Raw genomic sequence first — 15,619 nt, forward strand, 5'->3', positions numbered from 1 at the left:
GCAACCTCATATCAATTCGGATTCTCATATCCCGAATATAGTTAATTCCGATTAAAACTGTTTTCGCCAGGCTTTCAGAAACAACGATCAAGAATTCTCCCAAATTCCGGGAATTTTCTTTGTTATCTATCAAGCCGGTCTCATACATGCCGTTGTTTTAATTTATAACAACACCCAAAAATTTTTACTGCCATGACCCCGGCAGCCATGAGCCATGAATCGATGCATCATTGACTACAAAACCATAAAATCCGCACAACCGGAAATCATTTCCAGAATCATCGAGATCAATGAAGAATCTCCGAACTGCTTCAGGGAAATGGATCATCTGTTGCGTTCCGACCAGGTGGTTGCATCGTTCATTCTCAGAGTGGCAAATTCACCCATTTACAATCGCAGTCAGCCGATCAGGACATTACCCATTGCGATCAGTCTGCTGGGAATCAATATCATTCGTTCACTGGTCATACTGGCTTTCTCGCGTTCCGTATTTTCCAAAAGCAAGAATGCCCTGGTATGCAAACATATCTGGCACCATTCCCTGCTGACTGCCATTGCCAGTTACAACATCTGTTCTGAACTGGGAAAAGCGGAGGATTGTGAAGAGGCCTTTGTTGCCGGACTGGTTCACGATATCGGCAAGGTGCTGCTTTTTACCCACGTGCGCAAGGATTATATGGATGCGCTTACCTATGCGCTCGAGAATGCCTGCTCTAGCAAGGAAGCGGAGCAAAAATTCATGGGTACGGATCATTACCAGATCGGTGAGCAGGCAGTCAGGGAATGGAAACTCCCGCCACAGTTTCAGCTGTATGTCGGCACTGATCTGGATCAGTTATTACCCGGGCAGATCGACAATGAAATCCTGCTCTGGCTGGCAATCGCCAACAGCCTGATCAAAGGAGCCGGAATTGGTACCAACCCCTGTGACCCGGTCATCCGCAAGGAGAAGCTGATGGCTTACGGACTGAATGAAGAGTTTTCTGACCATCTGCTCGATGAAGCTTTCTTTCAGAAATTGATCAACGATGAAATCTTTCAGTTCTGCGCCCATGATCGCTGTTGACCCCCCCTCTGGAACAAGCTCGAACAAGATCGAATCACATTCTCCCGGGCACGGTCGCCCGATCATCGTTACCTCGATTGAGCATAACGTCTGGCAAGAGCTGGAACAGGAAATCGTATGTTCACTGAAACGTCTGCAATGCCCGCGTCTGCTGGATTCAACCGTACTTTTACTGCACAAACTGATTACAAACATAGTCAGAACCATGCATCGCCATGCATTCCAGCGAGCGATCGAAAATGATCTGAACATCGATATCGCCAGCAAGGACAATGTATTCGATGAACTTCTGCAGAATGAGCTGATCACGCATGGTGATCGGAATATCGAGCAATTCTGCAGAAAGAATCATTTCCAGGTCATACTGACCTTTCCTGAAGAAAAGGGCACTTTAATACGCATCGAATACCCGGAAAACTGTGACAACAGTACTTATCTGGATAGTAAACTTGCCAAAGCGATCGGATTCACACTGCTAAAACAGATCGATGGGACCACCGCACCGGGCTATCACTCCGCCAAAGTAGTGAGAGACATAGCACGGCATCACCCTCACCTGGAACAGGCGGAACATTCTGAATTACTGCTCTCTGCTGAGGAATCGGATAAAACACAGGCTATTTTCTGCAAACTGAACTACGGCATCATCGTTTTTTCCAGTGCAGGCGATATCCTGTCCATCTCCCCTGCGATTCTCAACAACCTGAAGCTGGAAGTATCACCGACTTCGGTTCACATCCTGACAGGCATCATTCCCGGCCATTTCTATAACGACGTGCTATGGGGACTTGCTCTGGAGTCCCAGGACGGGGTATTCGAGAACTACAGAATCCGCGTCAGACTGCCGCATGACAACAGCCTGTCGCTACTTTTCAATATCAGCGGTTATCGCCATCATGACATGACCATTCACACATTGTGGCAGGTCGTATCGCTGGACCATAAAGCCACCCATACACTGGCCGAAGGTTCCATCCTCAATGAAGCCCGTGTTCATAACATCACCCGTAATTACGTCCCTCAGCTGGTCGAGCAAAAAGCCCGGGAAATCGTCCGGCTGGGCGGCAATGCACTCCCCAATGAAGAATGCCGGCTCGCTGTCCTGTTCTGTGATATTGCCGGCTTTACCAGCTATGTGGAAAACAACGAAAAAGAAGAATCCGTCATTCATACGCTCAACCTGATACTCGGCAGAATCACAAAAGCCGTCAGACAGCATGAGGGAATCATCGACAAATTCATGGGTGATTGTGTCATGGCGCTGTTCAGAGAGCCCCACAAAGCCATACTGGCCGCATTGGAAATTCACAAACATTCCTACGACTTCAATAATTTGCGAATGCGTGCCGGCAAAGATCTGCTGCTCTTACGCATCGGTATCCATTGGGGCAAGGTGGTCATCGGTAATGTTGGTTCTTCTGACAGGCTCGACTGGACGACGATCGGAGATGTCGTCAATACTGCTGCCCGCCTTGAAAAAAACTGCTGTCCGGGCGCGATACTGATCAGCGAAGCACTGTACGAAACCACCGCACACATGGATCACCCTGATATCAGATTCAGTAAACCCTTTCATCTCAAACTGAAAGGAAAACGCAACAAACAGGCCGTTCGCTATGTGCAAACCGCCAGCCAGCCTCTGTTGCACGACATTTTCACCACTCATCACGCAAAAGACTGATCACATCTCTGCCTGATGCACGAACGATCAGCCGTTCCGGACACGACTCACCTGTATCGATGTCACAACGCTTCGTAACGGATTTCCACTACTTCCAGTTCTTGCGGGCCGCCCGGTGTCTGCAATGGCACCACATCTCCTTCACGTGCCTTCAGCAGTGCTTTGGCCAGCGGTGAAATCCAGCTGATCCAGCCCCGGCCCGGTTCAGCTTCATCGATACCGACGATGCTGTAAGTCTGCTCCTCGCCGCGCTGATTGCAAACCGTTACCGTCGCACCAAAAAATACCTGATCACATTCGCCGCGCTGCTTCGGATCGATGATTTCGGCGTTATCCAGACGCCTGGATAAAAACCGCAGGCGGCGATCGATTTCACGTAAACGCCGTTTTCCGTAGATGTAATCACCATTCTCCGAGCGATCACCGTTCGATGCTGCCCAGGAAACGACTTTGACCAGTTCCGGGCGTTCCACTCTCCATAATTGATCGAATTCATCCTTTAAGCGCTGATAACCTCCCGGAGTAATGTAGTTTTTTACGCCTTGCGGCAGCTGTGGGTTGCCATCCAGCTCTTCCTCACCGTCACTTTCCTTGGTAAATGCCTTACTCACACTTACATTCACTCATCATTTGTATGAACGAATACTGCTTTTGCATACACTCCCAAATTAATCTGCCTGTTATACTCAAAACCATGCAAGTCATCATTATCAGCGGGTTATCCGGTTCGGGAAAATCGATCGCACTCAAAGTCCTGGAAGATTCAGGCTACTACTGTGTCGATAACCTTCCCGCGTCATTGCTTGTCGTTCTCATCAACCACCTGCAAACGCAGCAGCACGCTTACGTTGCGGTCGCCATCGATATGCGCAGCGGCGAGAACATTACTGTTCTGCCCTGGCAGCTCAAAATGATCGACAAAAGCATCCAGATAAAATTCATATTTCTGGAAGCACGTACTGAGACGCTGATGCAGCGCTTTTCCGAAACCCGTCGCAGACACCCCCTGAGCGATAAAAATATTACCCTGGAAGAAGCCATCCGGCGTGAACGTGAAGCTCTGGCCACATTGACAGGGTTGGGACATCATATCGATACCAGTTCTCTCAGGCCCAATGCGCTGCGGGCCTTTATCAAGGATTTCATTGCAGACAGCCGAAGCCCCTCTCAATTGACACTATTGTTCCAGTCGTTCGGCTACAAACACGGTATTCCGCTGGACGCTGATCTGGTATTCGACATACGTTGTCTGCCTAATCCTTTTTACGATCCGCAACTGAAGGAATTGACCGGGCACGATCCCGAAGTCATCCGCTTTATGGAATCTCAGCCGGATGCCTCAAAAATGCTCAGAGATATCAGCAGTTTTCTGGGTACCTGGCTACCTGCTTACATACGGGATAACCGGGCCTATCTCACGGTTGCCATCGGTTGTACCGGGGGACAGCACCGCTCGGTTTATTTTGCAGAAAAGCTCGCACTGCACTTCCATGACAGCGCCCATGTTCTGGTGCGTCATCGCGGCCTGGCGGAATACAAGCCGCACTACGCCCGCAGATAATCTTCTTTCCTTCCCAGCCAGCGCTGCATGTGGCACTGCGCCGCCAGCGGATGATCGCGCAGCATGTCCTCGGCAACATTGCGTGCCATTTCAAGCAGATCGATATCCTCTTCCAGATTGGCAAATCGCAGCAGAGGCACACCACTCTGACGGGTGCCGAGGAACTCCCCAGGCCCGCGCAGCAACAGATCCTGACGCGCGATTTCGAATCCATCACGATGTTCGAAAATGATCTGCAACCGTTTACGTGCCACTTCGGACAACGGCTGCTGATACATCAGGACACACACACCGGTGGCCGATCCACGACCGATCCGCCCACGCAGTTGATGCAGTTGCGACAATCCCATACGCTCAGCATGCTCGATCACCATCAGCGAAGCATTCGGCACATCCACCCCTACTTCGATCACAGTCGTGGCAACCAGCAATTGTACTTCTCCCTGACTGAATTCCGCCATGATCACAGATTTTTCATCGCTGTCGAGCCGGCCGTGAATGAGAGCAATTCTGAGATCAGGAAAAGTCTGGCTCAACGTTTCATAGGTTTCCACCGCCGTTTTCAACTGCAATGCCTCTGATTCCTCGATCAGCGGGCAGACCCAGTAAGCCTGGCGACCAGCCAGACAAGCTTCACGGATACGCGCAACGATTTCCTCGCGCCGGCTGCTGTCGATCAATCTGGTTACCACCGGTGATCTGCCAGGCGGCAGCTGATCGATGACAGAAACATCCAGATCAGCGAAATAGCTCATGGAAAGTGTTCGTGGAATCGGTGTGGCACTCATCATCAGCTGATGCGGTATCACCTCCTCATCTCCGCCTTTCATACGCAGTGCCAGCCGCTGACCAACACCGAAACGGTGCTGTTCATCGATGATCACCAACCCAAGGCACTTGAACTGGACCGCCTCCCGGAACAACGCATGTGTTCCGATGACAAGCATAGCCTCACCCGTTGCTGTTCTTTCCAGCTCCTGATTGCGCAGGCTTTTCTTCTGGCTGCCGGACAACCAGCCCACCCCCACACCAAGGGGAGTCAACCAGTCGGATAGTTTGCGGAAATGCTGCTCGGCCAGAATTTCTGTAGGCGCCATGACAGCGACCTGATAACCGTTTCCGATCGACTGCAAAGCAGCCAGTGCTGCCACGATCGTTTTGCCGCTGCCTACATCTCCCTGTAACAGCCGCTGCATGGGATAAGGCTGCGCAAGATCCTTGCTGATTTCAGTCACCACTTTGCATTGCGCGTCAGTCAGACCGAATGGCAGTACCTCCAGCAATGCCTGCTGCAAGCCGGTCTGCTGCTGCAGAACAGGTGCCTGCTGACTGCGGCGCTGGTGATAATGACAACGCATGGAGAGTTGCTGCGCCAGTAATTCGTCGAACTTGATCCGAAACCAGGCCGGATGGGAGCGTTGCTGCAAGGATGTGATCGACACCCCGGCAGGTGGACAATGAAGTATGGACAAACTGTCCTCGAATGCAGGGAACTGACAAGCAGATAATATCGTTGCCGGCAGGGTTTCCTGCAGAAGCCGTTTTGCACGTAATCGTTCAAAAGCCTGCATGATCAGCCGGGCAAGGGTACGTTGCGGCAGCCCGGCCATTCCCGGGTAAACCGGTGTCAGCGTATTCGCCAGCACCATACTGCCACGCACTACCCGGCATTTCGGGTGCACCATTTCCACCCCGTGGAATCCGGCCCGTACTTCACCCAGTACGCGCAGCCGCGTGCCCGGTGACCAGGCGGTTACCTGACTGGCATAAAAATTGAAAAAACGCAGATAAAGCGTACCGCTATCGTCATCCACCCGGCAAACGAGCTGCCGCCGCGGGCGGACCAGCACTTCCTGCTCGGCAACGACCCCTTCTACCTGTACTGTACTTCCAGGAACGGCCTGGCTAATGGGCAACAGCCGTGTTTCATCCTCATAACGCAGCGGCAGGTGCAAAACCAGATCGAAATCACTGAACAGGCCAAGTTTCTCGAGCTTCTTGCGTAAAGCCTCATCCAGTGAGTCGAAAAAATGAGCAGCCAACGGGAAAATGATGTGAATGGGAAACCAGCGTCATTTATCCAGCACGACGACAGCATCCATCTCCACCAGTGCATCACGCGGCAATGCTGCCACACCAATGGCTGCACGTGCGGGATACGGCTGGCTGAAATGCTTGCCCATGATTTCATTGACCCGGGAGAAATTGCTCAGGTCGGTCAGATAAACGTTCAGTTTGACCACATCGCCCAAACTGCCGCCACTGGCAGCGATCACTGCCTTGAGATTGGCAATGACCTGCTCGATCTGCGCATCGACCCCCGCCACCATTTCCATGCTGACCGGATCGAGCCCGATCTGGCCGGAAAGGTAAACGGTCTCCCCGCCCGTCACGCGAACAGCCTGTGAATAGGTGCCGATTGCCTGCGGGGCATCATTGGTCTGGATAATAAATTTGCTCATTCTGACTCCCTGGATAGTACGATAGAATAAAATGTCTGGCGCCCGCACAGGCAGGCAGCGTCTCAATTCTCGATAAAGTATAAATTCATGCAGAAACTCGTCATTCACGGAGGAGCTAAGCTCCAGGGTGAAATCAGTATTTCCGGTGCCAAAAACGCAGCCCTGCCGGTATTGTGCGCATCGCTGCTGACTGCCGATACATTTACCATCCAGAACCTCCCGCATCTGCGGGATATCACCACCATGCTGGCACTGCTCGAACAGATCGGTGTGCGCATTTTAACAAATGACCCGGATACAACAGAACTGTCTGCTGCCAGCATTACCAATCCGACCGCTTCTTACGACATGGTCAAAACCATGCGTGCCGCCATCCTCGTACTGGGTCCGCTGCTGGCACGAACCGGGCAGGCATATATTTCACTGCCGGGCGGCTGCGCAATCGGCATGCGTCCGGTAGATCAGCATATCAAAGGACTGCAGGCCATGGGAGCGGACATCAGTATCGAACAGGGCTACATCCGTGCCCAGGCCGGACGCCTTTCGGGTACGCGTATCGTCATGGATCTCGTTACCGTCACCGGCACCGAGAATCTGATGATGGCCGCCACGCTCGCCTCCGGTACCACCATCCTGGAAAATGCCGCGCGTGAACCTGAAGTAGTCGATCTGGCAGACTGCCTCATCAGTATGGGAGCAAAAATCGAAGGGGCAGGCAGTGACATCATCGTCATCGAAGGGGTGGATCACCTGCATGGCTGTTCACATACTGTCATGCCTGATCGCATCGAGACCGGCACATTCCTGACTGCTGTCGCTGCCTGCGGGGGTGACATCACCCTGACCCGGACACGCGCAGATACACTCGATGTCGTACTCGGTAAACTGATCGAGACTGGTGCGGCCATCGATACGGGTGAAGACTGGATCCGCCTGCGCATGCAGCACCGGCCACAGCCGGTCAGTCTGCGTACCGCACCCTATCCGGCTTTTCCCACCGATATGCAGGCGCAGTTCATGGCGCTGAACAGCATTGCTGACGGGACCTCTGTCATGACGGAAACGATTTTCGAAAACCGCTTCATGCATGTACAGGAGCTCAAACGTCTGAATGCGGATATTCAGGTCGAAGGTAATACTGCGATCGTGCATGGCATTCCCCAACTCGATGGCGCCAGTGTGATGGCAACTGATTTGCGTGCCTCCGCCTGCCTGATCATCGCCGGGCTGGTTGCGCAGGGAGAAACTATCGTCGACCGGATCTATCACCTGGATCGGGGTTACGAACGAATCGAACGAAAACTGGCACAGGCAGGTGCACAAATCAAACGCATAAATTAAAAAACCCCCGTATTACGGGGGTCTGAAACTGGCAGTTCGTCGTCGAATCAGTTCAGCAGTGATGGCGGGTTGTAGCTGATCACGATGGTAGCCAGACGTTTGTTCAGGCCCATGACCGGCACGACCAGCAATTTCCTGTTATCCACGTCGGATTTGATAGTGATGGTCTGCAGACCAAGAACATCTTTAGGATAAAGACTCGAAGCCTCTTCACTCTCCAGTCTTTTATCGGTGGATACCAGCAGCTTGCCTTCATCACTGATCAATACAACGCGCTCGGTATCTTTCGTCTTGACGAGTTCGGTCAGATACTGGTCGATCTGGTCCAGATTGTTACGGATCAGCTCGCCACGCACTGCCCAAGCCAGCACCTGACCAAAGCGTTCCTCTTCCTTTTTGTACTGGCTGTCGGCATATTCACGCGCTTTTTTGACCAACTCCTTACTCTTTTCCTCAAGCTGCTGCGCGATCTGAGCCTGCCCTTTTTCCAGCCGTGACTCAGCCTGGTTTACAGCAATCTGCTTCCAGATGAACACCAGCAGCAATATGCCCAGAAAAACCAGTAATGACCATGAAGGCAACTGTTTGTGCTGCAGGTCGGCAATTGGCGCAAACTTCTTGCCCAGAATATTGAGTAATGAAGCGGGCTTGGTCCATTCGACCTTGTCTTTGGACTGGTCGCTCTCGTTCTGCGTGTATTGATCCGACATGAATTGCTCCTTCGTTAATGAGTGACTCGATGAAAGGCGCTAATTATCCACCATTCCCTTTTCCAGGGAAAGCAGTGCTGCCAATAACCAGCCCCTATTATGCATACGTGTTGCAAAATCTGCCAGTCGATTCTTTCCGGGTTGCGGGTAAAATACAGGGTTTCAACAAACGACAGACATTTCCGTGGAAAAAGATAAAAAAACCTGGTCGGGACGTTTCAGTGAACCGGTTGCGCAACTCGTACAACGCTATACCGCATCGATCGGATTCGACTACCGACTGGCCGAATATGACATCCAGGGCTCGCTCGCACACGCCCGTATGCTGGCTGCCACCGGCATCATCCAGCCCGCTGATCTGGCCGCCATTGAACAGGGGCTGGCACAAATCCGTGAAGAAATCAGTAAGGGTGAGTTCGAATGGCAACTCGAACAGGAAGATGTCCATCTGAACATCGAACGGCGTTTGACTGCGCTGACCGGAGATGCTGGAAAGAAATTACATACTGCCCGCTCACGCAACGATCAGGTGGCCACCGACATCCGACTCTACCTGCGCACCGCGATCGACGAAATTATCGATCTCATCCACACGCTGCAATATGTACTGCTGGATCTGGCAGAACAGCAAGCCGCCACGATCATGCCCGGATTCACTCATTTACAGGTGGCTCAGCCTGTTTCGTTCGGACATCATCTGCTTGCCTACCATGAAATGCTGCAGCGTGACGGGCAGCGCCTGCAAGATTGCCGAAAGCGCGTCAATCAACTGCCGCTGGGCGCTGCCGCTCTGGCCGGCACCAGCTATCCCGTCGATCGGGCAATGGTTGCGCATGAACTGGGATTTGATGATATCTGCCACAACTCGCTGGACGCCGTTTCCGACCGTGACTTCGCGATCGAGTTCTGTGCCTGCGCTGCACTCATCATGATGCACCTCTCCCGCCTGTCAGAGGAGCTGATACTCTGGATGAATCCGGCCTTCGGTTTCATCCGGCTGGCAGATCGGTTCTGCACCGGCTCGTCGATCATGCCACAAAAGAAAAATCCTGATGTGCCTGAACTGGTACGCGGAAAAACCGGTCGCATCAACGGCCATCTGGTCGCGCTGCTGACCTTGATGAAATCCCAGCCGCTGGCCTATAACAAAGATAATCAGGAGGACAAGGAGCCTCTGTTCGATACGGTCGATACCCTGAAGGACACCCTGACCATTTACGCCGACATGCTGGCCGGGCTGCACGTCAACCCGGAAGCCATGCGCCAGGCTGCACTGCGCGGTTACGCAACGGCCACCGATCTGGCCGATTATCTGGTCAAAAAAGGGATACCGTTTCGCGATGCGCACGAAGCAGTCGCCCAGGCAGTCCGTTTCGCAGAAAGCAAGGCATGTGATCTGAGTGAACTCTCGCTTGCAGATTTGCGACAATTTTCCGAAGTCATCGAACAGGATGTCTTCGCGGTATTGACGCTGGAAGGTTCCCTGCAAAGTCGCAATCATCCTGGCGGCACTGCCCCGGAACAAGTGCGTGAAGCCATCTGTCGTGCCCGGTCACAGTTACCCGGCTAAGCTGGAGACAGAACGCGGGATGAAACAGGAATTTCTGCACACCGCCTCCTCTTTGTGGACAACCGTGGCTGCACAGATTTCACGACACACCGGACAGACATTTGTCCCGGAAAGCCTCACCCCGATCGGTGGAGGTTGTATCAATCAGACCTTCTGCATCCGTGATCACGAACGGCAATACTTCGTCAAATTGAACAAAATCGGAAATCTGGCCATGTTCGAAGCCGAAGCAGCGGGACTGGGAGAAATACTCGATTCTGCCAGCCTGCGTGTCCCTCAACCACTTTGCTGCGGAAGTCATCACGATGATGCCTGGCTGGTACTGGAATTCATCGATCTTCAGAACCGGGGAAATGCAGCTGCACTAGGCATCGGGCTGGCAAACATACACCGGCACACCGCGGAAACATTCGGCTGGATACGCGACAACACGATCGGCTCGACCCCCCAGAGAAACGCCACCGCCAGCGACTGGATTTCGTTCTGGCGACAACACCGGCTGGGTTATCAGTTGAATCTCGCTCGCAAAAATGGCCACACCGGTTCACTGCAATCACTGGGGGAACGTCTTCTGTCCGAATTTCAACATTTCTTTACCGATACCCTGCCACTCCCGTCACTACTGCATGGCGATCTGTGGGGAGGCAACTACGCTTTCGATCAGGATGGGCAGCCCGTCATTTTCGACCCGGCCGTTTATTACGGCGACAGGGAAGCAGATCTGGCGATGACGGAACTGTTTGGTGGCTTCCCGCCCGATTTCCAGGCTGCCTATCGCGATGCCTGGCCAGTGGAAACCGGCTATGCCACCCGCAAGCAGCTCTATAACCTTTACCACATCCTCAATCATCTCAATCTGTTCGGGCCGCAGTATCTGAGCCAGGCGGAAACCACCATGAAAAAATTACTGGCCGAACTTTATTGATGAGCAGACCTACCCGTGTAATCACGTTCATTGTCAAGCAGCAACAGTCACAATAAAATGACCCAAGTAACGAGAAAGGAGATATTTGCCACAAACCAACGCTTTTACCAGCGCTTTTCAGCACCAGTAACCCGTCATCACCGGACTGCACCAGCCATGTGCAACCTCAGGCACAACCAGAAAACATAGCGCAAATGACGGGCAACCCCCATTTACCAACGGTGGATCATGCTGCAATACCCGGGTTGCGGCAGATATTCATCAACCAAACAAGGATCATCAACTATGAGCACGACCAATATCCTCAAGCACCTTGCCAATCTGGAAAAACATCTCGCAGAGGAACATCCGGATAATCCGGTCCTGACCAAAGCCGTCCACAGCTTCAGAAAACTGGATGGTGTCGCCCAGGCGCTCGGATTACTGGAGCTGAACGAGTCATACGCCACCTATGTCACCTGGTGGCCGATGATTGCAGTGCTGGGCACTTTCTCGTCGGGCAAATCGACTTTCATCAATTCCTATCTGAATATGACGCTGCAGCGCACCGGCAATCAGGCGGTCGACGATAAATTCACCGTGATCTGTTACAGCCGCCACGATGAAATCAAAACACTCCCCGGTGTGGCACTCGATGCCGATCCGCGCTTCCCGTTCTATCAGATCAGCCATAGCATCGACGAAATTGCAGAAGCCGGACCACAGCGCATCGATGCCTACATTCAGCTCAAAACCTGCCCGTCGGAACAGATTCGCGGCAAAATCCTGATCGATTCCCCGGGATTTGATGCAGACAGCCAGCGTACTTCCACCCTGCGCCTCACTCAGCACATCATCGATCTGTCCGACCTGGTGCTCGTCTTCTTCGATGCACGCCACCCGGAACCCGGTGCCATGAAAGACACGCTCGAATATCTGGTCGCCGCCACCATCAATCGCCCGGATGCCAACAAGTTTCTGTACATACTCAACCAGATCGATGTGACGGCAAAAGAAGACAATCCCGAGGAAGTCATCTCCGCCTGGCAACGTTCACTGGCTCAGGCCGGCTTGCTGGCTGGGCGTTTCTACCGGATTTATGACAAGGATGCAGCCACCCCCATCGAAAATCCGCAAATCCGGGAACGTTTCGAACAAAAACGCGAGGAAGATCTGGCAGATATCAGCACACGCATGCAACAAATCGAAATCGAACGCTCGTACCGCATTGCCGCCATGCTCGAACAAACAGCCAACACCATCGAAAACCAGGTCATCGGTAAACTGGAAACTGCACTCGATCAGTGGAGAAGCCAGGTACTCACACTCGACGGCATACTGGTAGGCCTGCTGGCAGCATTGACAGGAATAGCACTGACCGTTACGGACAGCTGGCATCTGCTCAAGGAATGCATCGACGGGATTTCTGCCGGTGGCATATTGCCGATCATCACCATCATGCTTCTGCTGGGAGTCATCGGCTATATTCACTTTGCCGTGCGTAAAAGTGTCGCCCGCAGCATTCTGAAACAGCTCCCGCAGGAATTCGGACACGATCACAATGCAGCCAAGCAATTCAGCCGCGCCTTCAGTAAAAGCACGGCCGGTTACCGCCCCATGTTCCTGAAGAAACCGGCTGGCTGGAATGGTACAAATCGTCGCATCCTGGCTGAAGTCAAGGAAGATGCCAACGATTACATCCAGATGCTGAACGACCAGTTCACCGATCCGTCCGGTCATCTGGAGCAGGAACAGAACCAACCTGCCACCGAACAAGCCTGAGCGATCGATCACCCGACACCCTCTGCCCGCAACAGTGGCAGAGGGTTGTTTTTTTCAGCCAACCATGTCATTCCAGGGCGAAATCACCCATCTATCCCAGAAAGGGCTGGGAGTCGTACGGCACCCGGAGAACGGGCTCTCTTACTTCGTTGCCGGCACCTGGCCTGGAGATAGGGGGGAATTCGAAATAACCGATCGCGCCCTGAACAACAGAAAATACGGTTATGCCCGTCTGATTCGCCTCATTCAGTCTTCCCGTCATCGTAAAACACCTGAATGCCGGTTTCTCGGTTTCAGCAGCAATGATTGCTCCGGCTGCCCGTGGATGATTGCGGATTACGACAGCCAGCTGGAACAGAAAAAAAACCGGTTTCTCTACGCCATGCACAGAGCTGGCTTCGATCCCGCTGATCTGAACATCGGAGCGGTACAGCCTTCTCCGGATCTGTTCGGCTATCGCAACCGTTTTCAGGTCAAAACAGATGGTGAAAAACTGGGCTTCGTGGCCGAGGGATCGCATCATATCGTCCCGATCGAAGACTGTCTGATTCTCAATCCTGCCTGCCGGCAACATCTGCAAACCCTGCGCAAGCACCTGCCCAGCCGCGAATGGAATCCGGCACCGGGCGACGACTGGAATTTCATCGATCTGGACGATCAATCACCGGCAGAACCGGTACTGCTCAACCGGAAACAACCTTTCCGACAAGGCAATGATGCACAGAATCAATGGATGAGATCGTGGCTGAAATACGCACTCGAACAGCACGGTCACTCGCACAAAATCGTCGAATTATTCTGCGGTTCAGGCAATTTCACTGAAGTAATCGCGCAAACCGGATGCCCAGAGATACTGGCTTATGAAGCTGATCCGCAGGCAATCACCGTTCTCCGGCAAAAAAATCTGCCCGGCGTAGATGCCAGAACGGCTGACCTCTACCACCCCTTCATCTGGAAGATTCTCAAAAAGAATGTGCAGGATGCTGGCATCCTGGTGCTCGACCCGCCCCGCTCCGGGCTGAAAACCCTGCGCGGATTCTTCGAAACCTTCACTTCACTTGAAACCATCTGCTACATCTCCTGCGATCCCGTAACCTTCGCACGCGATGCCTGGACATTCTGCAAAAACGGATGGAGCTTCAGCGATATTCAGCTCGTGGATCTGTTTCCTCATACTCCGCATATCGAAATCATGGCCACGTTTCACAAACACCAGGAACATACTGCAAAAGGAAGCAAACGATAGCGCGGCAAGGTAGAACCCGGCGGGGAAGGCTCAGTTGCAGTAAACGAGCATCCCAATGCCTGATTCCAATTCAGTATGGCTGGATACAGCAATTCCTCAGGACTTTCCTAAACTATTCCATCCGTTTGCCGAAGAAACTTCAATACCCCTCCGGAGCATCGGCTCTGGAGCAGATCAGAACCCCCAATCAATCAGGACGGATACAAAAGATGACGATACAGCCGGAAAATTTTCGCAAACTGACTGAATGGGCTCAATTTCTCAGTGAAGTGGAAATTCCCGTATTGCGTAAAACTGCCAACGATCTGGCAGCATTGAGAGAACAGGAGCCCAATCCCAGTGCACGTAACGTCGCTCGCATCATCAGGCATGACCCGCTCATGACCGTAAAGCTGTTGCGCCATCTGCAACAACACAAGCATAAGCGGCAGCAGCAGGAAATCGTGCAGGTCGAACAGGCACTGATCATGCTGGGTGTGGAAAACGCACTCGATCAGGTTGTCGCTGAACCTCTCGTGCAACATTTACTGCAACAGCGCCCCGCTGCACTGGTCAACCTGCTGCAACGGATACACCGTGCGCATATTGCCTCCAACTATGCACTTGAATGGGCCATACGCCTGTACGACACTCATTTCGAGGAAATTCGTATCGCCGCACTGTTGCACGACATCACTGAAATGCTGCTGCGCTGCTTCGTTCCTGACAAAATGCTCGAAATCGATGCCCTGCAACGACAGGACAGCACACTGCGCAGCGCCACCGTTCAAAAAACGATATTGGGCTTCACGGTATACGATCTGCAAGCTACGCTGATAGAAGCCTGGGCACTGCCAGAACTGCTGATCATGCTGATGGACAAAAAGCATATCGCCCATCCACGAGTTCGTAATGTCGTACTGGCGGTCAACCTTGCACGACATAGCGCCCATGGCTGGGATGATGCTGCCCTGCCGGATGATTATGCTGAAATCGGTGAACTGCTGCGCATCACGCCGAATGATGCCAGGACATTGGTGCACGCCCGCTACTGACGCCACTGAAGGATACCATCTCCAAGATTGGGAACACGGTACTTCATTCTGGTAAAGTTGATACGCTGAAAAATCCGGATCCTGATTTTCAGTCTCTTTGTAAATGCCGACAGGTATGAAACAATCCAACCCATCAATTACGAAGGTACCAGATCACCGCTACTTGCCACACTCCATTTGCGGTTAAAGAGAGAGTATCACGACCTCACGAGGTAATTCCTTACCCCGCACCGCTCCTTGATGAAATAAGAACTATCTTGGA

Annotated in this window: 13 protein-coding genes; 9 read left to right on the forward strand and 4 right to left on the reverse strand. The window is 52.6% G+C overall.

Features of this window, described 5'->3' with window-relative positions:
• Positions 1-214: 214 nt before the first annotated feature.
• Together HRU73_RS07580 and HRU73_RS07585 are read left to right on the forward strand one after the other, a co-directional pair.
• Positions 215-1,066, forward strand: coding sequence for an HDOD domain-containing protein (locus HRU73_RS07580; RefSeq protein WP_011112384.1), 852 nt, complete (start codon positions 215-217; stop codon positions 1,064-1,066).
• Positions 1,029-2,747, forward strand: a complete 1,719-nt coding sequence (locus HRU73_RS07585) for an adenylate/guanylate cyclase domain-containing protein (RefSeq protein ID WP_276818122.1) — start codon at positions 1,029-1,031, stop codon at positions 2,745-2,747. Before HRU73_RS07580 ends, HRU73_RS07585 begins: the two co-directional genes overlap by 38 nt.
• Before the next feature lie 62 nt (positions 2,748-2,809).
• Here the strand turns inward: HRU73_RS07585 and greB are convergent, their stop codons facing one another.
• Complete coding sequence (greB, locus tag HRU73_RS07590) at positions 2,810-3,358, reverse strand: transcription elongation factor GreB (protein WP_011112386.1); 549 nt, start codon at positions 3,356-3,358, stop codon at positions 2,810-2,812.
• An 83-nt stretch (positions 3,359-3,441) separates the two neighbouring features.
• On the opposite strand from greB, the gene rapZ reads away from it, so the two are divergent.
• Entirely contained in the window at positions 3,442-4,308 is an 867-nt protein-coding gene (gene rapZ, locus HRU73_RS07595) for an RNase adapter RapZ (protein ID WP_276677346.1), read from the forward strand.
• On the opposite strand, the gene recG is transcribed toward rapZ, so the two are convergent.
• Both recG and HRU73_RS07605 read right to left on the reverse strand, forming a co-directional pair.
• Positions 4,293-6,350 (reverse strand): ATP-dependent DNA helicase RecG, encoded by a 2,058-nt coding sequence (recG, locus tag HRU73_RS07600; RefSeq protein WP_287398313.1) that lies wholly within the window; start codon positions 6,348-6,350, stop codon positions 4,293-4,295. The genes rapZ and recG overlap by 16 nt on opposite strands.
• Before the next feature lie 30 nt (positions 6,351-6,380).
• Positions 6,381-6,770, reverse strand: coding sequence for a RidA family protein (locus HRU73_RS07605; protein ID WP_276677344.1), 390 nt, complete (start codon positions 6,768-6,770; stop codon positions 6,381-6,383).
• 87 nt (positions 6,771-6,857) lie between these two features.
• Between HRU73_RS07605 and murA the strand changes: the two genes are divergently transcribed.
• Positions 6,858-8,111, forward strand: coding sequence for a UDP-N-acetylglucosamine 1-carboxyvinyltransferase (gene murA, locus HRU73_RS07610; protein WP_287398314.1), 1,254 nt, complete (start codon positions 6,858-6,860; stop codon positions 8,109-8,111).
• A gap of 47 nt (positions 8,112-8,158) precedes the next feature.
• On the opposite strand, the gene HRU73_RS07615 is transcribed toward murA, so the two are convergent.
• Positions 8,159-8,821, reverse strand: a complete 663-nt coding sequence (locus tag HRU73_RS07615; RefSeq protein ID WP_011112391.1) for a hypothetical protein — start codon at positions 8,819-8,821, stop codon at positions 8,159-8,161.
• 184 nt (positions 8,822-9,005) lie between these two features.
• Here HRU73_RS07615 and argH point away from each other — a divergent pair, with 184 nt between their 5' ends.
• From argH to HRU73_RS07640, 5 genes are all read left to right on the forward strand, one after another.
• Complete coding sequence (gene argH, locus HRU73_RS07620; RefSeq protein ID WP_287398315.1) at positions 9,006-10,391, forward strand: argininosuccinate lyase; 1,386 nt, start codon at positions 9,006-9,008, stop codon at positions 10,389-10,391.
• Between the two features lie 19 nt (positions 10,392-10,410).
• Complete coding sequence (locus HRU73_RS07625; protein WP_287400046.1) at positions 10,411-11,316, forward strand: fructosamine kinase family protein; 906 nt, start codon at positions 10,411-10,413, stop codon at positions 11,314-11,316.
• A gap of 285 nt (positions 11,317-11,601) precedes the next feature.
• Positions 11,602-13,077, forward strand: a complete 1,476-nt coding sequence (locus HRU73_RS07630; protein ID WP_011112394.1) for a dynamin family protein — start codon at positions 11,602-11,604, stop codon at positions 13,075-13,077.
• A gap of 64 nt (positions 13,078-13,141) precedes the next feature.
• The gene (locus HRU73_RS07635; RefSeq protein WP_287398316.1) at positions 13,142-14,323 is read left to right on the forward strand and encodes a class I SAM-dependent RNA methyltransferase; all 1,182 of its coding nucleotides are present in this window, start codon (positions 13,142-13,144) and stop codon (positions 14,321-14,323) included.
• Positions 14,324-14,532: 209 nt separating this feature from the next.
• Entirely contained in the window at positions 14,533-15,357 is an 825-nt protein-coding gene (locus tag HRU73_RS07640; protein ID WP_287398317.1) for an HDOD domain-containing protein, read from the forward strand.
• Positions 15,358-15,619 lie beyond the last annotated feature (262 nt).

Origin of the sequence: Nitrosomonas sp. H1_AOB3, assembly GCF_015709435.1 — a bacterium.
GTDB lineage: Bacteria > Pseudomonadota > Gammaproteobacteria > Burkholderiales > Nitrosomonadaceae > Nitrosomonas > Nitrosomonas europaea.